Below are 23,485 nucleotides of genomic sequence, written 5' to 3' on the forward strand. Positions count from 1 at the left end.
TCAATCATCAATAGTCACTTTAATAGCTAATGAGCGCCCACAAAAAAAAGAAAGCGCTTGCTAAAAAGTAAAGAGTAAAAGCGTTTAAACCACTAAAAAACCCATGAACTAATAGTTAACAGCCCTTATGCCAAATTCACCCACAAACCTCTAAAATAAAGGCTTTTGTGAGACGATGCGCAAATATGGATGACAGTTAAGTGGATCCAAAACGTCTATATTTAAAGCTACAGCCACAAATGCTATAAAGAAAGCGCTTACAAAAACTTTTAGCTTAGCAAGGAAGAATAATGATGATTAAGCCGAGTTCTGTTGGAAAACTCTCAGCACTAGCGCTAGCCACCACACTTACAGCCTGTGGTTCCACTTCGTCGTCTACAGACGGAAGTAATGGCTTAGTTCAAACAAAACCCGCTAAACAAATTACCGGCGAACCGGTCACTCCAAGTGATAAATGGAAACTGATTTGGAGCGACGAATTTGACGGTGATGAAATTGACACCCGCAAATGGGGCTTTGAGGAAAACTGTTGGGGCGGCGGTAACAACGAACAGCAGTGTTATACCGACCGCAAAGTAAATGCCTTTGTAGAAGACGGCAAACTTAACATTGTTGCCAAGAAAGGAAACTTCACCGGGCCAGACAACCCCGATGGCAAAAAAGGCTTAAATAAAACCCTTCCATTCACCTCTGCCCGTTTACGAACCTTAAATAAGAAAGACTGGAAGTATGGGCGCTTTGAGATCCGGGCTAAATTGCCATCAGGTCAAGGAACATGGCCTGCTATTTGGATGTTACCCTCTGATTGGGTGTATGGTGGCTGGGCAGCCTCGGGCGAAATCGACATTATGGAAGCCGTAAATCTAAAAACCAAGTCAGATGAGAGCGGTGCTATAGGCGAGCCAGAAGCACGTATTCACGGCTCTTTACACTACGGTAAAAAGTGGCCAGACAACGTTCATACCGGCCAAGGTGTAAAGTTGCCGAATGGCATTAACCCTGCTGATGACTACCATACCTACGCCATAGAATGGGAAGAAGGTGAAATCCGCTGGTATGTAGATAACTACCACTACGCAACACAAACTCACGAGGGTTGGTATAGCCAATATGAGAAAGATGGCATCTTAGTAAATGCAGAATCAGAAGCGCCATTTAACCAAAAATTCCACTTGCTACTTAACCTTGCTGTTGGCGGTAACTGGGCAGCAAAAGCCAATGAAGGCGGCATTGATGAGTCCATCTTCCCACAAACCTTTTCTATTGATTCAGTAAAAGTATACCGCTGCAGTGTTGACCGCTGGAAAGGTAAAGGTTGTGCAGCAAAATCCAACGATGCGGTAATGGTTGCAGGTTTAACTCCTCCTGCTATTTTAGCGGTAGATGATGCCTACGCAGATGGTCCACAACTAGACATTTACAGCGATAGCCTAAACGAGTCTCTAGCGTTTGAAAGCTACAACCCGGTAGACTCTGTTAAATATACGGAAGTTGACGAAGCAAGCCGCGGTAAAGTGATTAAAGTAGTTAAAAGTGGTGGAGCCGGAAATATATACTTTAGAGCGCCTCTTACCGACTTAAGCCACTGGTTAGAAAGCGGCCAACTGATCTTTGATGTTAAAATTGAAGAGCAAGCTAGCAACGCCAAACTGCTTGTGAAACTCGATAGCGGCTGGCCACAGACCAGTGATGTTGAAGTACCATTGCCAGCAGCGGGTGAATGGAAAGAAGTTCGCCTAAATATCAAAGACATTCTCGCTGGCGGAAATAGCTATGCAGCAGGTAAAAAAGCCGACATTACAGCAATTCGTAATCTATTGGTATTTGAACCAAGCGACAAAATGACCTTCAAATTAGATAATATTCGATTTGAAAAGTAATAAGTCACTAGGCCAGTAATTAAAAAGGGAGAAGCTTATACTTCTCCCTTTTTGTTAATCATCACTCAACAGTGCCTACTCACCTACTTGTAACTGATCCCAATAATACTGCTGCTCTCCAGTGTCTTCGCCTCGCCCCCCATAGTTAAAAAACAACGTCACTTTGTTGTAACGAGTATCACTCTTCCAGCTTGGGGTGGCTTGGTTAAAATCAAAAACTAACTGCTCCCATTGTCCCTGGCTTTTAGTTTTTACTTCAACTTCGGCAAAATTATCCGGTTGCTTGCTATCGGTTATCTTTAACCTTACTGGCGTTGCTGCAGCGGGAGAGTACAACCATAAGCTCATGGTTGGCTTAAGCTCATCTAATTGGATAGCCTGGGAAAAACCGGCTCCCTCTCCTAGGCTGGTTCCCGCCCAACTAGCCGCATTGGCTGATTTACGAGTAAGCGCTACTCGGCTGCGCTGCTTGCTAGGATCTTGGATTAATTGGCTATTATTGCCGCCGAAATCTGAGAAGTAGTAAGCCAAACCTCGTTGGCTAAAATTAAAGGGTAAACTTGCTTCCGGGTATTCAAAGCGTAGTTTGTCAATTTGCAAATCCATACTGGCTGTTGGCTCGATAACAAACAGATTAACCACCTTGGTCAAATCTACCGACTTGCCAGACACTAAGCTGTTTCCACGAACAGCTAGATCTGCCACGTTTATCCTCACTTCAGTCCACGCATTTAGCGCCGGTAAGTCAACTTCATAATCACTAGCATTAGGCCAACCACTATCCATTTTCACCAATAATTTAGCGCCTTTATCGTGACTAAGCAGCTTTAAATCAAAGATGAGTTGTCCACCCTCCTGCCAATGGTTCATGTTGGTCTCTGGTGCGGTAAAATGCACATTACCCGCTTTACCTGCTTTACTAATCTCAATCACCTGTCCGCGGTGAGGATCGGCAATTAGCCGATAGCGCATCGCATTTCTAGGGTCATAACTGTTTAACATTAAGCTGTAGTCCAGCTCATCATCAAATAAGGTGAAACGAGGCCCAGCCGCAAATTGCATATCCAAAGCTTCGGTAATCGGAGGCCTAAACCCTTCAACTAGGTTTGCTTCTTGCGGCACGCTATTACAGCCTTTACCACTACTTCTCTCCACAGTGCATTGATACACCCGCACATAGTCCACTTCCAATGCCTGTGGGAAAATATCACCATCCACTCCAGTGGCATTGGCATGCTCAGACCAAGAACCTCCCACATCTAAGTTTACGCCCAAGTAAAATGCTTGGTCGAAAGGTGCGGCTCCTTCGGCGGTCACCAATTGACCATTGTTGCGGTATTGGCTATACCACTCATCTTGCCGTTGAGTCGCATAGTGAACATTATCGATAAACCAGCGGATTTCTCCTTCTTCCCACTCTATTGTATAAGTATGAAAACCATCAGCCGGGTTAATGCCATTAGGTAACTGATAGTCTTTTCCAGAACGCAAGTTTTCAGGCACCGCTCGACCATAATGCAAGCTGCCATATACACGATTCTCTAAAGCAGCGCTATCTGCTCCCTTAGCATCGCTAGGCGTTTTTAAATTTACGGCCTCTACAATATCAATCTCACCAGATGCGGGCCATTGCCCGTATTTTTCTTCAGAGGGTAACATCCAGATAGCAGGCCAGGTACCTTGTCCTTGTGGTAGTTTGGCGCGCACTTCAACTCGGCCATAACGCCAATCAACCTTACCTTTAGTGCTCAGTTTTGCCGAGGTATAAGCTTGTGTTTTAGTTATTCGTTTATCACCACTGGGTAAGCTCGGCCCAGTAAAACTGCCCTTTTTTGCCAGCAATTTGAGGCTACCTTCAGATACCTGAATATTGGCTTTTCGTTTGGTATAACATTGCTGGCTAGCGCCTCCACCACCCCAACAATGTTCTTCTACATGCCACTTACGCTGATCAATCTCATCAGCATCAAACTCATCATTCCATACCAATTGCCAATACGCAGCCGGGCTACCTACTGACTGTGGTAAAGCCTCTGCCGATTGTTTGGCTTGCTCCGTAGCCCCACAGGCAAGCAACAACAACGGCACAGGAAGCACCGCTACCTTACAACAAAACTTAACACTCATTTTGTCATCCTTGTCTTGTTAATTTTTGAAAGCGCTTTCTTTATAGCATTGTTGATATCGGCTTAAAACCATACAAATAACTCCAGCCTAACTTCTCTACATATATGCGCACAAACTCACATTTAACAACCACTTAAAGTTAAAGTTAATTCTTTATCTAGGACAAAATCAAAAAGGAAAAGTTAATGTTTCAGACAGAAAAAATGGAAAGCGCTTACTAAACTGTATCTGCAAGTAAACACACTCTGCTTTAGCAATAATCAATACATTACACATATATTCAAAATGGGAGGAATTTAAAAAAAGGCCTATATTGAGCAAGAGTTAAAATGTGCCAAGGCACCTTTAAACAGGCAAGGTCTGATGATTTTTTCTTTGCGTATAACAAAACTACTATTTAGCTGGCTTACCGTAGTTAAGGCTTTAAGTAAGAGTTAAAAAGCACCTAGGGATAACGACAAAGGCTTCATTCACCCCAAGAAGAGAAAAAACGTAATAAACTCGCCTATATAAGTTCCAGGTAGTTATCACAGGTTATTGAAAGGAAAAGCTATGAGCCTGTCCTAAATTCTGTGTAACTGTCTAAACTTAAAGCCGTAATGGCTAAGGATAGGCACATGGATAAGAAAGCACTTGAAGCTTTTGCTATAGAAGCTGCAAAGGGAATCAAAACTCCCGATGATTTAACTGAATTCAGCCAGATGCTCAAAAAAATCACTGTTGAAGCGGCACTCAACGCTGAAATGGATGAGCATCTTGGTTATGAAAAACACAAACCTTCCAAGTCGAATAATACCCGCAATGGAAAGAGCACTAAGCGCGTAAAAACCGAAGACGGAGAGTTTGAGCTTGATACTCCTAGGGATCGCCTTGGCTCTTTTGACCCCAAGCTGGTCAAAAAACATCAAACACGATTTACCTCCATGGATGACAAGATCTTGTGGCTCTATGCGCAAGGTATGAGTACGCGTGACATCGTGAATGCTTTCGATGAGTGGTACGGGGCCGAGATATCACCCAGCCTAGTTTCGCGTGTCACAAATGCGGTGATGGAGGAAATTGTGGAGTGGCAATCTAGACCACTCGATGCCATTTATCCTATCGTCTATCTCGACTGCATCGTGGTCAAAATCCGCCAAGACAAACGCATTATCAATAAATCTATCTTCCTTGCTTTGGGCATTAACACCGACGGCCAGAAAGAGTTAATGGGCATGTGGATAGCCGAAAACGAGGGTGCTAAGTTTTGGCTGAGTGTTCTAACTGAACTCAATCAACGTGGTGTTGAAGATATACTTATCGCCTGTGTAGATGGCCTGAAGGGCTTCCCTGATGCGATCAATACCGTCTTCCCCCAAACACATATCCAGCTTTGCATAGTCCATATGGTGCGAAACTCATTGAAGTATGTATCCTGGAAAGACTACAAGGCGGTTACAGCCGACCTGAAGCGTGTGTATCGCTCAGCTACAGAAGATGAAGCTTTACTTGAGCTGGAGCGCTTTAGCGAAGTCTGGGATAGCCAGTATCCGCAAATCTCCAAATCTTGGCGCAATCACTGGCAGAACCTCAATACGCTCTTTAACTACCCTGAAGATATCCGTCGGGCCATTTACACCACCAATGCGATTGAGTCTCTCAACAGCGTAATACGCAAGGCACTAAAGAAGCGGAAACTCTTCCCAAACGATGAGGCCGCAACCAAGATGGTGTACTTAGCAATCAAAGACGCCAGCAAGAAATGGACAATGCCCATTCAAAACTGGCGCCAAGCTATGAGTCGGTTTATTATCGAGTTCGAGGAACGTCTAGAAAAACACATTAACTAGATGGCAGATACACAGAATCTGTTACAGCCTCAAAGCTATCTAACAAAAACAGCCTCACACTTAAGTAAGTGCCATTTAGCAAACGACTAGCATTCCTATTTCAAGAAAACGAGCTAAGCGGGAGATTTAGCTTTTGCCTTTAGCGCTAATTCTAACTTGCCATTGAGCATTCCGTTATTTTGAGTAAGCTGGCTGATATCTTGATGTGCCTCAGCAATCTCTCGTTGAAGCAGACGATTGGCTAATTCACTGGCTTTAAGCTTGTCCTCTAGTTCTTTTAATCGGCCCTGCAAATTACCGCTGTCAATTTGGGCATCTAGAATTTGTTCATCTAACTGACTCAAAGCTTGTTTAGTTAGCGAGTGCCCATGCTGCTCCTTTCGATAGCTAGATTCGAGCGCCCCCAATTGCTGCTTAAGCTCTTTCAGTTGATGTTCCTTATCCAGTAAGCGGCTATCGGTATCTGCCATGCTATTGCTTAACTCAAGCTGAGAGTTTGCCGCTGTAAGTTGCTTGCGAATCAGATCTAATTCGGAAGTGGCTTCTAGGTATTTAGATTCTACTTTTTCTACTCGCTCACGCAGCTCTTGTTCTTGCCGTTGGGATTTCTCAAGCTCTGGCAGTACTTGTTCTAACTGAGCTTCGGCACTTCGACTCACTGTATCTAAGGCCTGTTTTTCACCACGTAACTCGTCTAATTCTTGATTAACAACCTGTTGTTGCTGGGTTAATTCTTGGATAGTGTGAGCATCCTCTAAACAACGCTGCTCTAATCTAATCAGCTTTTGAGAAAGCTCTTCTTCACGTTCTGCTGCAGCTGCTAATTTGCTGCCATCAGCAGCTTGCTCTTGCAGCTCTGAATGGGCTTTTTTAGCAGCAACTAGCTCTTGGCTTAGTTGCTCAACTTGCTCGGTGAGTTGCTGCTGCTCTTTGCGCAATTCGTCACTTTGCAGCTGTAATGCTTGGCTTTGCGTATCCTGCTCTTGCAATTTTATCTGCTGTTGCTCGAGCCTATTTTGTAACTCTTGATTGGTCGTCTCTAAGCCTTGTTTAGTTTTAACCAAGCTAGTCATACGTTCGCTAACATCACAATGCTCTTCGGTAAGCTGCTTGGTTAAGGCTAACTCTTTGTCTAGAGCTTCACTCATTTCTCCCAATTGCTTGCGCAAAGCCTGTTCTACTTCAGTTTGTTGCTGCTGGGCTTCTTTACCATTTTGCTGGTAAGCCTCTAACTCTTGTTGATTCTCTTGAAGCTGCTGCTCAAGCTCTAGCTTTTCTACTTGCAGGCTTTGTAAGGTTTGTTGGTCATTTTGAGCCACTTGTAACTCAGCTTGAAGGCGTTGAACTTGTTGCTCAAGTTGCTGAGACTGCTCTTGGTAGCGGTGAGTGTTTTGCTGGCTATCATGTAGGGCTAGCTGGGCGTCTTCTAGCTGCTGTACCTGCTCTTCACTTTGTTGTTTTGATTTATCTAGCTCACCAAAAAGCTCGCTAGTTTGGGCTGCTGCTTGCTCTAATTTTGCACGTAGTTCTTGACATTCTTGCTCGGCACTTTTTTGTAAGGCAGCCGCTTCATCAAGTTGCTTTCGATGTGCAAGCATAAGTGCTGCACGCCCTTCTTCCCAGTGCTGTTGCTTCTCTTGGCTGATTCGCTCGATCTTAGCTTCTGTTGATTGCGCCAACTGCATAAACCAATCATTTAGTGAATTAGCGAAACCATTCGGTAGTTGAGCAATCGCATGTTGTTGCTGATAGGTTTTACTTAGCTGTTTTTTTGCACTGGCTTGCACCTGCTCTACAAGCTTCGGAGAAGGGGACTCTCCATTATGCTCGGTTAAAAAATCCACCAAGAATGCCTCATCAAATGAGCCTCCTTCGGCGAGCATTTGGTGAACCAAGATATCGATATTTTCAGCGTCCATGACTTTTCCCTATTGAGTTTTATTACAATAAACTCAACACTGCTACTTTTGATGGCATCATAACCACCTATCACTATTGATTAGTGGCACTATATCAATCAGCTATTCAAGGGTGCAATCAGCAGGCGTTAAAACAGTTAAGGTAATCATACTATTGTGGGAACTCTGTACATGAAACGATGCTCATCCAGCAAAAATTCGTGCTTAAAAGAACTTAAAATTGCAGCAATTATTTGTATTTACAAATTCATCACCTAATATTTAAACAGAAACGTTCATATTGAGTTATCCATTTAAAAACAAGATCAACAGTTAACCTAAAGGTGATTCTAAGGTGCTGGTATGACTGAAAAAGATCTCATTAATAAATTGCAGGGCTTTCCTCTGGCTTGGCACTGGATGCGAAATAGCAACCAAATATATTGCGATAGAACGTTAATTGATGCTTTAGACTACTCGGGTCAACAGCAGTTGAGCTTAAGGCAACTGATTAGCCGTTTAGAGGCTGCGCAAGTAAGCTATTTACAACGTGCCATTTTTGATACCCAAAACCAGCAACAAACCTTAGAACTCAACCTTATATTTAGCATCAAAGGAAAGCGTTATATTGGCCAAGTATTAATTTGGCGAGAACAAGTAAATCAAATTAATGGGTCGATCGAATTTATTCTGCCATTGCTGAGCAAAAGTGATGAACGAGCGTTAATTCAAGAGCACCTAAGCTCTGAGTGTATACCGGCAATTATTTGCAACCAAAATGACATGATTGTTTGGCTCAATCACGCAGCTTGTAACGTGTTACAACAATCCAGCTACCAGTTACTTGCCAGTAAAATTATTCACTCCGACTCCGTCGAAAAAAGCAAAATTCGACACCATATAAAAAGTCTTAGTGGCCAACGAATACCACTAGATGCTCGTTTAAAAAGTATCCACACTAACGCTCCTAAGCAACGCTTTACCCTTTATCAACTCGCGGCTGAGCTAGAACCTCAGCCACAAGTTTGGAATAGTGAAGCTAAATTTGCCCAACAGCTAGCATTAGCGCAACGAAAACTGTCTAAACAAGAAACCCTGATTGTCTTTGCACTTAAGCTAGAGAATCAAGATGAAGAAGCCACAATGCGGCTTAAGCAGCTATTGTTGAATAATTTGAAAAAGCTTAACCATGCCATATCAATTGGTTTTTTGAGTAAAGGCGCCATTTCTGGTTTCTTAAGTGTTCCCAAAAAGCTACAGCTTATTCAACAACGCTTAAATCAAGCAATCAGCCAATTGTTAAAACCAAACGACCAAGCCAACATTGGAACAATGCAAAGCCAAATGGGCGTATCAGTAATGGGCATTGACGCTAGCAATAGCCAACAAGCGATAAACCATGCACAAAAAGCCATGCTACAAGCCCCACCCAAACCCTTAGAAAAGCTTGCTGAGCAAGTTAGTTTTTTTGACTCTCGATTGAACCAAGCACAAAGCCAATTCAACCTGCATTCCCGTAGTTCCCCAACCAAACCTTGCCCTAAAAGTCATCTATACATAGACCTCAGTGAATAGTCGTTACAACATTGAACAACAGTTTAAGCATGGAATTTACAGCCTAAATTTTACTCAACGTGCAACACCTGAGTTAAAAATCTCACCTTATGAATCACTTGGCGCTATGATTAAAGACATTTAGTACCATAACAATTAATAAGTTTATTGAAACAAAGGTCAATAATGAAACTGTTCTCCAGAATACTCCTCTCATTACTGTGTTTAATCGCTGCTCAATCTAACAGCGTTGCCACCTCGCTAGAGCAAAGCCCTTTCTACAATAACGGACCGCATTACCACCTAGATAACAAACTAGTAATGGGGCGGATTGAGTTTATTTACTACTCCAATATTGCGCCATTGAAGGGAGTTGGAATTCCTGCAAAAATCGATACCGGAGCCGATACAACCTCTATTCACGCTGTTAACATTAGCATTCGTAGCAGCAATCCAAAATTTGTCGACCTACAAGGTGAAGCCTTACTAAAAAGCATCGCAGAGCACTTTGGAGACCCAGATACCGAATGGTGGTTAGACAGTTTTGATACACCTGAGCGCAACATCAATGCCACAGTAAAGTTTGATTTAGTTCACCCGCATACCGGTGAAACAATTTCATTAGAGCGACCACTTGCTAGGCTCAGTGGTATTCAAGGGCGCGGAGACCACGGCATACTCTACCGCCCAGTAGTTGAGCTTGCCTTATCCTCGGGTGACATTACTGTAAACACTGCGGTAAACCTTACCGATCGAAGTGCATTTTCCTACCCTATTTTAATTGGGAAAACATTTTTGAGAGAGCAAGCTTGGGTAGACTCCAGCTATGATTACCTGCAACAAGAGCCAAAAGCACAAATTATTAGCAATAAGGAAATCGCCTATTTAGACGACCTAGCGCTAGCAATGAGTGTATCTTTGGCCAATCGCCGAACCAGCTTAAATGCAACAAATATAAAGATAGACGAAGGCCAGCAAACCGTTAGCTTTGATGCGATAGACAAAAACGGTAAATCTAAAGCCTACAGTGTGCCACTAATCAAAATGTTAAAAATAGGTGAGAACCACCACCCAATGGTAAACATGCCAATCAGCATTGGCCAAGATGTAAAACATATAGAATTACTGCTGCGTGATCGTTCTACACGCTCTAGCCAATTACGCCTTGGCACCGAAGCACTCAATCAATACTTCTTAGTTGATTTAAGCGCAGAACACTTATCAGACCAACCACTTAAGTCAGCCCTTGATTTTGCCCCAAATCCACCACTAATGATGAGCGCTGAAGAGCAAATTCAGATTAATGACGTGACCTTTAATGCAGAGCCTTCTTTTGCTGTTAACACCTCCCTGTTGCGTGTTAAAAGCTTAAGAACGCTAGAAAGAAGTGAACTTAAAAAACCAATAGCAGCATTTTCTTCCAGTGACATCCACAACCAAGTTTATGTATTCGAGCAGCCCATTTACCGGAGCATTGTGGTAGGCGATGTCACCCGCCCAGTAATCAGGCCCCAAATAGTATTAGCTGGCAATAACTACCAACCCGATATAGCACTAGAGTTAGCCACCGAAGAAGACCCTGAAAGGCTATTAATTGGTGAAAAGTTTGTTGATGGCCCTTTATGGGTAAATACTCGAACTAATAATATTTTTTCTAAAAGAGCGCTTATTCGCGCCGGTTATGTCGAGCAAGCCACTGTTGAAGGTTTATCAATTCCAGTGAAACTAGACACCGGCGCTGATGTCAGTTCTATGCATGCTGAGCAAGTAAAACGCTTTGATAAAAATGGCAAACCCATGGTGACGTTCACCTATCGCAATAGCGACGGTCTAGAGCAGAAGTTCACCCGAGAAGTGGTTGACGAAATGACCATTAAGGCGCGGGTAGGCGAAAAAGCGGATTCTCGTCCGGTTGTAATGATGGAAGTTAAACTAGGAAACGTAACAGAGACAGTACGGGTTAACTTGCAAAACCGAGAAAACTTTAGCTATAGCATGATTTTAGGTAAGAACTACTTACGCAATGGCTTTGTAGTAAGCAGTGACGGCCGCTATATTCTTACTAAGCAGCCATAAACACCCATATAAAAAGCGGCTATTAAGGCCGTTTTCTATTTCAATTAAAACTGATATTTCAGCCCAGTTTTATCTAATACCTTATAAATACTCCGCTGATTATTGGTGGTAATGCCCTTCATACCGCCTTGCTCTCGGAGCTTTTCGCGCATCTCAAGCCATTCACTGCTGCCCCAACGAGAAGACTGCGATTTAAGTTTTTCAAACTCTTGAATTAAGCGCCCCACGAAGGCCTCTCCCTGGAAAAAGAAACCCACTTCGTTATTGTAAAGTAACGAACGGAAATCAAGATTGGTGGTTCCCACAAAAGCAAACTCGTCGACGACAATAAATTTCGCATGCAACTTGCCATAATAGGTATTGCCACCTAGAGACACCGCATCAGGTTTACCTAACTGATAAAAGAAAATCCGAGGGTGATTAACTAAGGCTTGCCATTCAGCAGATTCGATAAACGCTGAATTATTTTCATGTAAATCTAAATCAGAGTCTAACCAGATTTCTCTCATCTCGCTGCTCATTAACATTGACGGCACGGTGTGCATATCAATAACCGCTTGAGTAAAGAAATTATCACTAGTAAGTACTGAATTAGTAATCACTTCAATCCTACGCTCAGGGTCTTTTTCTAACCATTCTAAAGTTGTATTTACATCCTTAGCTAATACACCTTCTTCTTTTAAGAGATCAGACTGTAAGAACAGATAGGGGGAAACCACACGAATAGTGGTTACATCAATGTCACCGAATGCCACTCGCGCCAAAATGCCACTAATCGAATTGGCATTGGCTTTTTTATTGGTGCTGTAATTACTGACTAAATCCGTTGAACTTAAGTTATCAAGCTCGTGAGCGAAACGCGTATCAACGGGAGAGAAGTCTTCCTGTAAATATTGAGCAACAGTTTGATAGGCCGTGGCAAATTCGGTGTTTGTTTTTAGTTTTGCGAGGGTATCTAAAGACTGCTTCATCTTTGCGGTATAAGGGAATAGAGTCGATAAGCGCTTATTACCAGGCTTTGAAAAAAGTACCGAATAGTAATATTCACTTAATTGTGCTGGAGAGCTATCTTTATTGGCATCAGCTAAAGGGCGAATAAGAACTTCTAAATCCTTGAAAGCATTAGGATCAACCTTGCCATGATGATCTAAACCGTAATAATGCAGCGAGACGTTACGCCCGCCGGTCATCACCCATGCTTTATCAGGATAGGCACCATCAACAATCAGCAGTTTATCGTGCGAGCGACGGTTAGCGTCAGAGCTAACATTGGTTAGTGCGTTAAATACTACAGCCTGAACCCGCGCTCGATTGTTTGTCACTTCTCCATTTCGGGCTTTTACAAAGCCAGCGCTTTTAGCACATTCAATAAGGCCTTTTAGATCACCATGTTCCATACTTAGCGACCCTAAACTATCGACCATAATACGCACATCAACACCACGCATTACAGCCTCACAAAGCGCCCCTAGAATTGCATTACCAGACAGGTCAGGTGTGAAAATATAATAAGCAAGATCTACACTATGCTGCGCATGTTCAATAAGGTGAATTTTAACAGCTAAACTTTTAATGGCTTCTTCAGTAGCAGAGCCAACGACTTTAACTGTTGCAGGTTGGCTGGGCAACTCCGTTTCTGAAGCGAGCTTTAAGTAATCTTGGTCTAATTCATCCGCAGCGCGCCAACGCCTATCCTCTAATTGCTGGCTGGTCCATGAATCATTAATTGCATAGTCTGGCACAGTAATTTGGGCCGAACAGGCTTGCAGCATAAACGCTACAAGTACTAAGCAAGCCTTTTTCATCATTAGTAACTTCCTGTTGTATTAAGACATCAACTTAGCGATTAAAGATCGATAAAACCCATTTCTCAAGTTAATCAGCTTACAATACTCATGCAACTAAAAATTAACGGATTTCATCACCTAAAACAAAGACATAAAATCTTAATAACTCGCTGTTTTTAAAAGCATAGGCTATTTTAATATGAACAATCTTAGATCGTTGAGGAACACTAATCAATGCGCCTAGTGTTGGCATTATTACTATCATTTTATTTGCTGCAAAGTCGAGCCCTGCAGGCCGACACCTATACTGTTTACAGCATCGATGCACCACCATTAACCATGCTTAATGCTAAACAAGCAGGTATTGTAGGGGATATAGTGATAGAAGCGTTCACTCGTTTAGGACATCACGTGTTACTGGAAGAGGCTCCTTGGAAACGTGCCCAACGCATTACCAGTGAAGGCGAAAACATATTTATTATGCCGCTAGCTTTATTGCCTAGCCGCGAAGAGCACTTTACTTGGGTCGCCTACATTATGGACTTAGAACGCAGTTTTGCCACTACCCAACAGCGCATTAATAGCTATCAACAAGCTCGAGAAATGCTGAAAAAAATAGGTGTGGGCCAAGGCTCGGCGCAGGCTCAAAGACAAAAACTTCTCTGATAGCCAAATAGTAGAATTAAAAATAGGCCCAAGCGTTGCTAAAATGCTTCAATTGGGCCGTATTGACGCTTGGTTTAACGGTACACCCGAGTCTATTTGGTATTGGAATCAGCAATTTGCGGAGCGGCAATTAGTGATTGGCGATTCTGTTGTCACTAATTTGTTGTTTTTAGCTGCATCAAAAAAAACAGACCCCACACTGGTTCAGCAAATCGCGATTCAGATCCAGCTTTTACACGACGAAGGTTTTGTTGAAAAAACCAAACAGCATTATTTGCAGCCACAGTAAAAAGCTGTACTGGATATTTCACAACTAAGCATCATAAGATTTAGACTTATTAATTAAAGGAACAATGCTAGTCCCCTGCACCAAAATAGAAAAGACCACAACAGCATAGGTCATCACTAATATAATCTCTCGTACATCAATATTTTTTTCCGGTAATACCATCACTCCTGCGGGCACAGACATAGCCATTGCCAAAGCCAAACCACCTCGTAATCCCCCCCAAGTTAAGATGGCTACTGACATAGGATTGTATTTTTTAAACGCAGAAAACCCTATATATGGGATGGCCACACTTAATAAACGGCTTAGCAATACCAAAGGAATAGCCAATAACATCAACCATAAATCTTCCAGATGAAATACAAAACCAATTAACACTAAGCCAATCAGTAAAAACAACAGATTATTTAGAAACTCTTCAAGTACATGCCATAAATTATCAAAACCTTGTTTACTGGCTTCGGTAAAATGCTGTTCTCGAGTAATATTGCCTATGAATATACCTGCCACAACCATTGCTAATGCCCCAGACACCCCTAATTGCTCAGCAAATACAAAGCCAGCAGTAGGGATAGCCAAGCTAACTAATAGCTCTAGCGAGTCATCCTCTGTATTTTTAATCAAATAATTGGCAACCAGCCCCAAAACAAGGCCGTAAAGCACTCCACCGCCAGCTTCTTGTAAGAATAATCCCGAAATAGCGGCAGCACTCATGGTTTCCTGTGAAAATGCAATACCGAATACCGAAACAAATATCACCAAACCAAACCCATCGTTAAATAATGACTCGCCTTCCACCTGAATCGCAATTTGCTCTGGGGCATTCATTTTTTTAACAATGGCGAGTACTGCAATGGGGTCGGTGGGTGAAATTAGCGCACCAAATAACAGACAGTAAATAAAGTTCAACGGCAAACCAATAAAAGGCAATAACCACCATAACAAGGTTGCAACTAAGAAGCTTGATAACAGCGTTGAAAACAACGCTAATATGGCAATCTCTGCGCCTTGGCTAGCCAAGTTTTTCAAGTTAATTCCCAAACCACCAGCAAACAACAAGAAGCCCAACATGCCATGCAGTAAAACGTTCTTAAAGTTAATCGCATAGATTGATTCAATAATATGTGGGTAGCTTTTTAATAAACCCGCCGTTCCCAACACCATCATTATCAGTGACAAAACAATAGAGGCAGCGGTTATGGTAATGGTTGATTGCATAGAACCAACTCTGCTATTTACATAGGCAATGAGCATCGCCAAGGCGGCCAAATAACAAAGACTGTAATACGTTTCCAAACCCGAGGTTCCTATTGAAGTGACGGCACTTAGCGCCAATTAAGCTTTCTTTCAGTATAGGTGAAAGCTTAGCCGAATCTGCAATTGATTATCGCTTAATCACATTACAGCAAATCTTGGGCTGGCAGGCGATATTTTTAACTAAAAGGCTTAAAGTTCAAATAGTAAGTCAACAACATTAGCCAACCAAACTTAGTTGGCTATTAAAGATTAAGCTTGCATGGCACGTAATACTTCTAAGCAAGCACCTATGGTGTGGTAGTCAATCTTTGCACCGGGTCTTGCAACAAGTGGATCTTGCACCTGCCCTTCTCGACTTAATACTCGCCACCAAGGCTTATGTTGAGCCTCGCAGAAAAACTGCCAACTATACTTCCACAGGCTGTCATAAGCGCTCCAATATTCCTGCTTACCGGTTGCGGTTGCTAACAGCGCGGCGGCAGCAAATGATTCAGCTTGAACCCAAAAGTATTTTTCATCATCACAAACACTGCCGTCTGGGGCTATGCCGTAATATAAGCCACCATATTGGTGATCCCAGGCTTTCTCCATGGCAAAGCCAAACAGTTTCTCTGCACAAGGGAGTAACCACGCGGCCTTATGATGACGAGATAACATCACCAACAATTTTGCCCACTCGGTTTGGTGGCCAGGCTGGAAGCCCCAAGGGCGATAAAGGTTTTTAGGATCGTCGCGATTAAAGTCCCAATCGACCTGCCAATCTGCTTGATAATGCTCCCAAATCAAACCGTCTGTGATATAGCCTTGGCGTAAACAAATGTTTTGTGCAATCGTGATAGCGCGATGCAAATAAGGTTGTTCTTGAGTAGCCTCATAGGCAGCAATCATCGCTTCACAAGCATGCATATTGGCATTTTGGCCACGATAATCGCTTAATTCGCGCCAATCGGCACTGGCTTCATCGGCGTACAAGCCCCATTCTGCTTGCCAAAAGCGTTGCTCCATTAAATCAAAGGTAGCGGCTAACTGTTGTTTGGCACCTGCCCGCCCCAGCTTCACGGCGGCCGAATACATCAGCACTACAAATGCCAAACCATAACAAAGGTTACTTTTATCTATTGGGCTATCACCATCAAGTACCCAATTGTAAGCTTGGCGTTGCGGGTCAAAATGCTGTTGCTCAACAAACTTAAAGCCATGTTCTGCCAGCTGCAAATACTCGGTATTATTTTCCAATAAACCAACATGGGCGAATATGTAAGCGAGTCGTGTTGAGCTCACCAACTGCTTAAGGCCTTTTTCCTGCGCCTCGCCATTAGCGGCAATGGCTTGAAAATATCCCCCTTGCGGGTCAATGGCATGCTGTTGATAAAACTGACTAAGCGCACTTACATGCTGCTCTAAAAACTGAGAACTACGAAAAACCGGAAGCATGACTACTCCTTGCTTTGAATGAATGCGTGAATGTCTGCAGCGCTGGGTAAGGCGCTCCATGCACCGCGTTTGGTTACGGCTAGCGCCCCTGCGACCACTGCGGCTTGTAAGGCATCTAGCAGTGGAGTTTGTGAATCAATAGCCTGAGTTAACGACTCCCGCTTACAAATGTTTTGCTGCAAAAGTGAAGCTAGCCAAGCCCCGGTAAAGGCATCCCCTGCCCCAGTGGTATCCACCACAGTAACCTTGGGTGTAGCAAGGCTTGTCTGCCATTTAGCCGTTAGAAGTTGCACATCTTCGGCACCATCGGTTAACAGAATAAGGCTTACCCCTCGCTCAAAAAGAAATGCTGCTAAATCATCTACCTGGCCAAGTTTGCTAAGGTAATCCCACTCTTCTTGACTGAGCTTAAGCATATCGCTAGCAGCGGCCGTATCTATCACCCGCTGAAAAAGCTGCTCGGTGCTTACCCAAAGCGGCAAGCGTATATTCACATCAAAGCTTATCAGCAAACCAGCTTGTTTAGCTGCCGACAAAATACTAGAGGTGGTTTCTGCAATATCATTTTCAGTAAGGGTATTAGAGCAAACATGTAAAATACCCTCCTCTTCTAGCACCTGTTGTGGGAAATCATTTAGGCGCACTTTTAGATCGGCAGTCTCACTGCGTTGAAAGCTAAAGCTGCGCTCCCCTTCTGCGTCCAAACTCACAAAGGCCATAGGAGTGGCGTAGTGTTTGCTGCTTAACAGGTAGTCACAATCTACCGCTTGGCGTACTAGGCAATCTCGCAGGTAGTGCCCTGCGGCATCGTCTCCCACCTGCCCTAGCATTAAGGCTTGATGGCCTAAGCCAGCAACGGCCACTGCTACATTGGCTGGCGCGCCACCAGGATATTGCCCACAAATAGGAATATCTATTTTACCTTGGCGTTGAAACTCCAAAGGGATCCAATCCACCAATACTTCACCAAAAGCCAGTAAGCGCGGCATAGTGTGTCCTCGTTGAAAATGGCTAGATAACGTTACACATAAAAACTGCAGACGTCAGCCGCTAAGGAAAAGATTGTGGCAGTTTCCCAAGATTTTCCGAGCGAGGTCACGAGCTGAAAAAACTCACGAAATGAAATAGCAGAAATGCGCGTCTAGTAAGAAATTTTCCCACGTAGCTGCTTGGTTTGACCACGCTGCGTTTTTTTGTCCATGCGGCGACGCTGAGAGCCATAAGTAGCCTTGGTGGGACGGCGTTTTTTTTGTACAACAGCCGCGCTTAAGATCAACTCTTTTAAGCGTTGTAAGGCATCTTCTTTATTGCGCTCTTGAGTACGATGACTTTGCGCCTTAATGATTAATACACCGTCTTTGCTTATGCGCTGATCATTGAGCTTAAGCAGGCGCTCTTTATAAAATGCAGGCAAGCTTGAATGGGGAATATCAAAGCGTAAATGTACCGCGCTAGAGACTTTATTTACATTTTGCCCGCCAGCACCTTGAGCACGAATGGCGCTAAGCTCAATTTCCCATTCACCTAAACTAACGGTATTAGATATTTCCAGCATAATTTATTAGTAGCCTGTGCGCCTAGAAGTGGTCATTGTAACAAACTGCAGCAAAGGGCAATACCAAAGTATCAAGCCTTAATGGCCACCAAATGTTGAACGGCAATTAGCGCTTTTGTGGCAGCAAACAAGCGGAGTTTTCACTAAGCATGAGTTGAAACTCATCATGAGGCAAGGGTTTAGCAAACCAGTATCCTTGGGCAAAATCACATCCGGCTTCACGCAACAAGTTAGCTTGGTGCTCTGTTTCAATGCCTTCTGCAATAACATGAATCCCCAGTTTGTGCGCCATCACCACAATCGCTTTACACACAATTAAGTCATCACCGTCTTGCTCAAGGTTATGAATGAACATGCGATCAATCTTGAGATATTCAATATCAAATTTTTGCAGGTAAGCCAGTGAAGAATAGCCGGTACCAAAGTCGTCTAAGGCTACCTCAACGCCAGCCTTGCTAAAGGCTAATAGCTTTTCATTCACTATTGGGCTGTTTTCCATCAGCAAACCTTCGGTAATTTCCATTACCACATCAGCGCTAGATAAACCCGCTTCCGACAATTCGTTTAGCCACTGATTAACATCGCACTCAGCTTCATAATATTGTTTGGGAGAAGTATTAATACTCAATTGAATTGGGCTTAAGCCGCGTTCTTTCCAGGCTTTTAGTTGAGCAACCGCAGTGCTAAATACCCAATTGCCGATTTCTACAACCACTCCAGTTTCTTCAGCAACATGAATAAAGTCACTAGGGCTAATCCAGCCTTGGCTAGGGTGTAACCAGCGAACCAGGACTTCTGCCTTAAGCAGCTCTCCGGTATTCAAATCCACAATGGGTTGATAGTGCAAATGCAGCTGCTTTTTAGCGACCGCTTGGCGCAAATCGTTTGCTAACAAACGGCGAACTTGAGCCTGCTCCTGCAAGGATGCAGTGAAGTAACTTAAACGGTTACGCCCTTCTTGTTTGGCCACATACATTGCTTGGTCGGCATGTTTTAGAAGATCATCAATTTTCTCACCGTCATTTGGCGAAAACGCCACACCGATACTGGTTGAAATATACACCCGCTCAATGCCCAGCTGGAACGGGGTGCTCAAGGTCTTAAGCACCGCCTCACCCAGTTCTGCTACCCTGCTACCGTCACCGGATTCTTTGAGCAAAATAATAAACTCGTCGCCACCTAAGCGGGCGACATGTTCACCTTGCAATATACAATGCTGAATACGCTGAGCAGCAATTTGCAGCAACATATCGCCCATGTCGTGACCCAGAGTATCGTTAATGCCTTTAAATTGGTCTAAATCCAACAGCATTAAACTCACACGTTCGGTTTCTAAACGCGTGGCAAGAGCATCACTAAGAAGCCGATTGAGCATACGCCGATTTGGTAAGCCGGTAAGTGGGTCAAAGTTTGCTTGCTGCCATACTTGTTCTTCGGCCTTTTTACGTACCGCTACTTCTTTACTCAGTGCCGCAGTACGCTGTTTAACCCGCTGCTCCAACAAGGTTCTGCTGGTATAAACCTCACCAGCCATGGCATTAAACTTGGCAATTAACGCGGCAATCTCAACCGGTATAAACCAGCGTTTAGGGTTTACAAATTTGCCCATCTCACCATGAGAAATCCCTTGAGCAGTATCTACTACTTGGCTAATTGGCCGCACAATCATACAGGCCAAATACCAGCTAATTACACCCACTACAAATACACAAAGCAGGCTGACAAAAAATGCATAGCGCTGCAGTTTTAACGAGTAGGCCTGAAGCTCAGTGAGGGGTTGAGGAACAATAATCCCCCAGCCAGTGTTTTCTACTTTGGCATAACCTGCGATCATATCGGCTTGCAATGCGGGTGAATAAAACTCGCTCACTCCAAAGTTGTTATCTCGCATCAACACAACTGGAGCTAAGCCAGAAAGATCTTTCGCTCGAATGCTCCATTGTTTATTGGGATGAGCGAGAACTCGCCCATACTGATCAAAAATCGCCACATGTCCTAGCTCACCAAAGCGCACTTCAGACTGGCTTTCTAGCAGGTATTGGGTACCCAACGCACCCATCAAGAAACGATCTTGCCCCTGATAAACGGCCAAAAAGATGGTCGGCTGAGGCACCCCTTCTACCACTACCCCACTAAAATACACTTGGTTTTTGTTTGCTCGAGCTTGCTCCATAGCTACTTGAACCTGCGCTGGCACACTGTTGAAAATGCTTAAGGTTGATTCGCCATAAAAGAAGCGTTGGCCTCGCCCTTGCTGCCACTCAAACAAGGCGTATAAGTTTATTTCTTTAAGTAGTGGTGATAAGTCATTATGAAAATGTTCAAGGCTGATTTGTTGATTAGCACTGCTAAAAATAGCCGCTGTATCGTTGGCATAACGAGCCAGTGCAGTGCTTAGATTGCGCGCGATAAGTAAGTGCTTTTCATGCACTGTGGCGGTTTCATTTTGTTGAACTTGATGCTGAACCCAAGAGCTAACCATTAAGGTCGGTAGCAAAGCCGCAAACATGCAAATAACAAACAAAATATAACGTAGAGAGATCCGCCGATTCATCCTTGAGCCAGACATGTTAAAAAACAAACGCCGATTTTACATGATATTCACCCATATATGAGTTAATTTTTGCAAAAACAACGATTAATTGAGCAAGCACTTTTAGCGCTATGTATTTAAGCTCAACTTAAGTAGCTCACAGCCCAAAGATTTAAGACACTTATTTAGTCTTTTGCAGATAAAATTTGGTTAAAACTATTCGCAGCTATGTGGCATCAAGCACCTTAAATAGCACCCTACATTTGAATCAATAAATCTGATAGATATCGAAAGCTTAACAAAAGTGCATTTATTAGCTAATTGAAACCAAGCTAAGTATTTTAAAACTGCTTAGATACAGCCAAATTCGCCCCATTTGTTGCTTAACAAACCCTTTTTGGGGCTAAGCTAAACCGAAAAAGCAGCCCTTAGGGCAAAACAGCACTTGCTCAAACACTGTGTCAATCAAACATGAGAATACTTAAGCCAAGAGTCTCACCCTGAAAAATAGAAAACAATCCCCACAAAAACAAAAGCTTAGCCATACCATCATTTTTTATGATACCGAAATAAACAGCCCTATCCTGGCAGCACATTCAAAACAATCAGCCAAGCTAGCGAACATTGATATCGCCACAAAGCTCGCTAAAACACGCTTTTCCGGCTAGCCATAATCTAGTTAAACTTCTTTTTTTTAATAAAAATAACTTCTATTCCTTAGTTACCTCTATTGGAAAATAGCAAATTCAGTTTTAAGGTCTTACTTGTTAGCTAGGTAAGCGATAACTCAGTTTGTAAAAGATAATTAAAGAAGTAGGCTTTACAAGCAAAGCAGCATGAGTATAGGACTGTAGTTGCATTAACTATCTGTAAAATGGTGATTAAAGCTTGTTCTAAAAGCTAGATTTGTTGATTTTCGCCCATAAAAAAAGCAGCTGCGTAAGGGCAACTGCTCATAAGAGTAATTTATATCAAGCTAGCATCACTAGCCTAGCGATAAAGCTTACGCGACTGATTCAGCCACCTCAGCTTGTGGCTCTTCTAACTTTACCGGAGCGCCTAAAGCTGGGCGTAAGGCTTTAAGTACTTGGTGACGTGTAACCACGCCAACTAGTTTGCCACTATCTACCACAGGGAAAATCTTCGGACGGTAAACACTACTGTTACGTAAACGCTCTTCTAAAGGCTGGTGAGTAGAGCTTAACAAAACACCTGACTCAGATACTGGGTAAACTTGGGCAACATCAACACTCATGTACTCAGCTAATTTTAATAAGTTGTGATTAGGTGCCACGGTCATAATATCCTTTTGCATAATGCTTGCTACGGTTGTTGTACTTGGTTTGCTGTAATCTTCTAGCCACAGTTTTCTTAAAATTTCTAACTCTGAAACAAAGCCTTGCAGCTCGTTGTTTTCGTTTACCACAACCGCCCCAGATAACTCTTGAGCTACCAGCGCGTCACAAGCACTTGCAATGGTCATGTCAGGGCTAAGTGCATTGTCGGCAGGAGACATGATGTCAGCGACTGTAATTGTTTTTAAGTTTTGCATAGTAGGTTCTCCAACAGGACCAGAATATTGATTTGATAAAACAGAAAATTTAGGACGTACCGGCTCAAGCTGACTACCGCGGCTATATACCGACCAGTAGCCCAAGCCTACAATCACTGCGCCGCCAATAATGTTGCCGATAGTGACTGGTAATAAATTGTGTGAGGCAAAATTTGCCCAAGTTAGGTGCTCAAATGCACTTGCTTGAACGCCAACCTGTGCCCAAAAGGTCGGTTCAGCCCAGGCTTTAATCGCAATGCCGAGCGGTACCATGAACATGTTTGCCACTACGTGTTCAAAGCCGGTACTAACAAACATGGCAACGGGTAATATCACCAAGGCAGCTTTAGCGGCACTGGTTTTAGCACTAAAGGTCATCCATACTGCTAAGCACACCAATAAGTTACATAACATGCCCAGCATCACCGCTTGCATAAAGCCATGTTCTAATTTGTGTTGCGCTATAGATAGAGCATTAAGCCCCCATTGGCCGTGATCCAGCTGGTAGAGCTTTGCGCCACTCACCACCAGTACTAGCAGTAAGGCGCCAACAAAGTTTCCTAGGTATACTTTGCTCCAGTTAGCTAGCATGGCGCGTGTATTAAGCTGCCCATTGGCCCGCGGAATAATTGACAACACGCTACTAGTGAATAGCTCACCGCCACATACCACCAACATCACTAAACCTAAGCTAAAGGCCAAGCCACCAAGTAGGCGACTAACTCCCCAACCCACTCCTGAAGAGCCAGTAGTTACCGTGATGTAAAAAACAAAAGCTAAACCAATAAACACGCCAGCACTAAGCGCTAAACTCAAGGTTTTAGCAGTAGTATTAGTTGCCTTTTTATAAGCATACTGTTCGGCAAACTGGGTCATTTGATCGGGGCTTAGCGCGGCGGATGAAAGGCTCTCTTTAGGCTTTTCACTGCTTACTACTGTAGGAGCTGGCAATCGCTCCACTTGAATATGATTCATCTACACTAAAACCTGTAATAACAAGCAACTAGAGTCGCTAATGACTGAACGTGTTATTACAATATCGATAAAG

The 23,485-nt window shown here is 43.3% G+C and carries 15 protein-coding genes; 6 read left to right on the top strand and 9 right to left on the bottom strand.

Going from position 1 to position 23,485, the window contains the following annotated elements; all coding sequences use genetic code 11:
- Positions 1 to 290 precede the first annotated feature (290 nt).
- Positions 291 to 1,880, top strand: a complete 1,590-nt coding sequence (locus K5L93_RS06290) for a glycoside hydrolase family 16 protein (protein ID WP_246615004.1) — start codon at positions 291 to 293, stop codon at positions 1,878 to 1,880.
- A gap of 75 nt (positions 1,881 to 1,955) precedes the next feature.
- Here the strand turns inward: K5L93_RS06290 and K5L93_RS06295 are convergent, their stop codons facing one another.
- Positions 1,956 to 4,007 carry a glycoside hydrolase family 16 protein gene (locus K5L93_RS06295; protein ID WP_220718950.1) on the bottom strand — a complete coding sequence of 684 codons (2,052 nt, stop codon included), beginning with the start codon at positions 4,005 to 4,007 and terminating at the stop codon, positions 1,956 to 1,958.
- A 617-nt stretch (positions 4,008 to 4,624) separates the two neighbouring features.
- Here K5L93_RS06295 and K5L93_RS06300 point away from each other — a divergent pair.
- On the top strand, positions 4,625 to 5,836 hold the full coding sequence (locus K5L93_RS06300; protein WP_220718244.1) for an IS256 family transposase: 1,212 nt from the start codon (positions 4,625 to 4,627) through the stop codon (positions 5,834 to 5,836).
- 113 nt (positions 5,837 to 5,949) lie between these two features.
- Here K5L93_RS06300 and K5L93_RS06305 read toward each other — a convergent pair whose 3' ends face one another.
- Positions 5,950 to 7,755 carry a hypothetical protein gene (locus K5L93_RS06305; protein ID WP_220718951.1) on the bottom strand — a complete coding sequence of 602 codons (1,806 nt, stop codon included), beginning with the start codon at positions 7,753 to 7,755 and terminating at the stop codon, positions 5,950 to 5,952.
- A gap of 342 nt (positions 7,756 to 8,097) precedes the next feature.
- Between K5L93_RS06305 and K5L93_RS06310 the strand changes: the two genes are divergently transcribed.
- Entirely contained in the window at positions 8,098 to 9,309 is a 1,212-nt protein-coding gene (locus tag K5L93_RS06310) for a hypothetical protein (RefSeq protein WP_220718952.1), read from the top strand.
- 165 nt (positions 9,310 to 9,474) lie between these two features.
- On the top strand, positions 9,475 to 11,364 hold the full coding sequence (locus K5L93_RS06315) for an ATP-dependent zinc protease family protein (protein ID WP_220718953.1): 1,890 nt from the start codon (positions 9,475 to 9,477) through the stop codon (positions 11,362 to 11,364).
- 44 nt (positions 11,365 to 11,408) lie between these two features.
- On the opposite strand, the gene K5L93_RS06320 is transcribed toward K5L93_RS06315, so the two are convergent.
- Positions 11,409 to 13,172 carry a phospholipase D-like domain-containing protein gene (locus K5L93_RS06320; RefSeq protein WP_220718954.1) on the bottom strand — a complete coding sequence of 588 codons (1,764 nt, stop codon included), beginning with the start codon at positions 13,170 to 13,172 and terminating at the stop codon, positions 11,409 to 11,411.
- 213 nt (positions 13,173 to 13,385) lie between these two features.
- Here K5L93_RS06320 and K5L93_RS06325 point away from each other — a divergent pair, with 213 nt between their 5' ends.
- On the top strand, positions 13,386 to 13,817 hold the full coding sequence (locus tag K5L93_RS06325) for a transporter substrate-binding domain-containing protein (RefSeq protein WP_220718955.1): 432 nt from the start codon (positions 13,386 to 13,388) through the stop codon (positions 13,815 to 13,817).
- 43 nt (positions 13,818 to 13,860) lie between these two features.
- Positions 13,861 to 14,106, top strand: coding sequence for a transporter substrate-binding domain-containing protein (locus K5L93_RS06330; RefSeq protein ID WP_220718956.1), 246 nt, complete (start codon positions 13,861 to 13,863; stop codon positions 14,104 to 14,106).
- 24 nt (positions 14,107 to 14,130) lie between these two features.
- Here K5L93_RS06330 and K5L93_RS06335 read toward each other — a convergent pair whose 3' ends face one another.
- From K5L93_RS06335 to focA, 6 genes are all read right to left on the bottom strand, one after another.
- A complete protein-coding gene (locus K5L93_RS06335) occupies positions 14,131 to 15,402 on the bottom strand; it encodes a cation:proton antiporter (RefSeq protein WP_220718957.1) in 1,272 nt (423 codons plus the stop codon).
- Between the two features lie 210 nt (positions 15,403 to 15,612).
- Complete coding sequence (locus K5L93_RS06340) at positions 15,613 to 16,797, bottom strand: AGE family epimerase/isomerase (RefSeq protein WP_220718958.1); 1,185 nt, start codon at positions 16,795 to 16,797, stop codon at positions 15,613 to 15,615.
- A gap of 2 nt (positions 16,798 to 16,799) precedes the next feature.
- Positions 16,800 to 17,786, bottom strand: a complete 987-nt coding sequence (locus tag K5L93_RS06345; RefSeq protein ID WP_220718959.1) for a carbohydrate kinase family protein — start codon at positions 17,784 to 17,786, stop codon at positions 16,800 to 16,802.
- A 152-nt stretch (positions 17,787 to 17,938) separates the two neighbouring features.
- A complete protein-coding gene (arfB, locus tag K5L93_RS06350) occupies positions 17,939 to 18,352 on the bottom strand; it encodes an alternative ribosome rescue aminoacyl-tRNA hydrolase ArfB (RefSeq protein WP_220718960.1) in 414 nt (137 codons plus the stop codon).
- Between the two features lie 106 nt (positions 18,353 to 18,458).
- Complete coding sequence (locus K5L93_RS06355) at positions 18,459 to 20,921, bottom strand: EAL domain-containing protein (RefSeq protein WP_220718961.1); 2,463 nt, start codon at positions 20,919 to 20,921, stop codon at positions 18,459 to 18,461.
- A 967-nt stretch (positions 20,922 to 21,888) separates the two neighbouring features.
- On the bottom strand, positions 21,889 to 23,412 hold the full coding sequence (focA, locus tag K5L93_RS06360; protein WP_220718962.1) for a formate transporter FocA: 1,524 nt from the start codon (positions 23,410 to 23,412) through the stop codon (positions 21,889 to 21,891).
- Positions 23,413 to 23,485: the final 73 nt, after the last annotated feature.

Origin of the sequence: Agarivorans litoreus (assembly GCF_019649015.1) — a bacterium.
In the GTDB taxonomy this organism is placed as follows: Bacteria; Pseudomonadota; Gammaproteobacteria; order Enterobacterales; family Celerinatantimonadaceae; genus Agarivorans; species Agarivorans litoreus.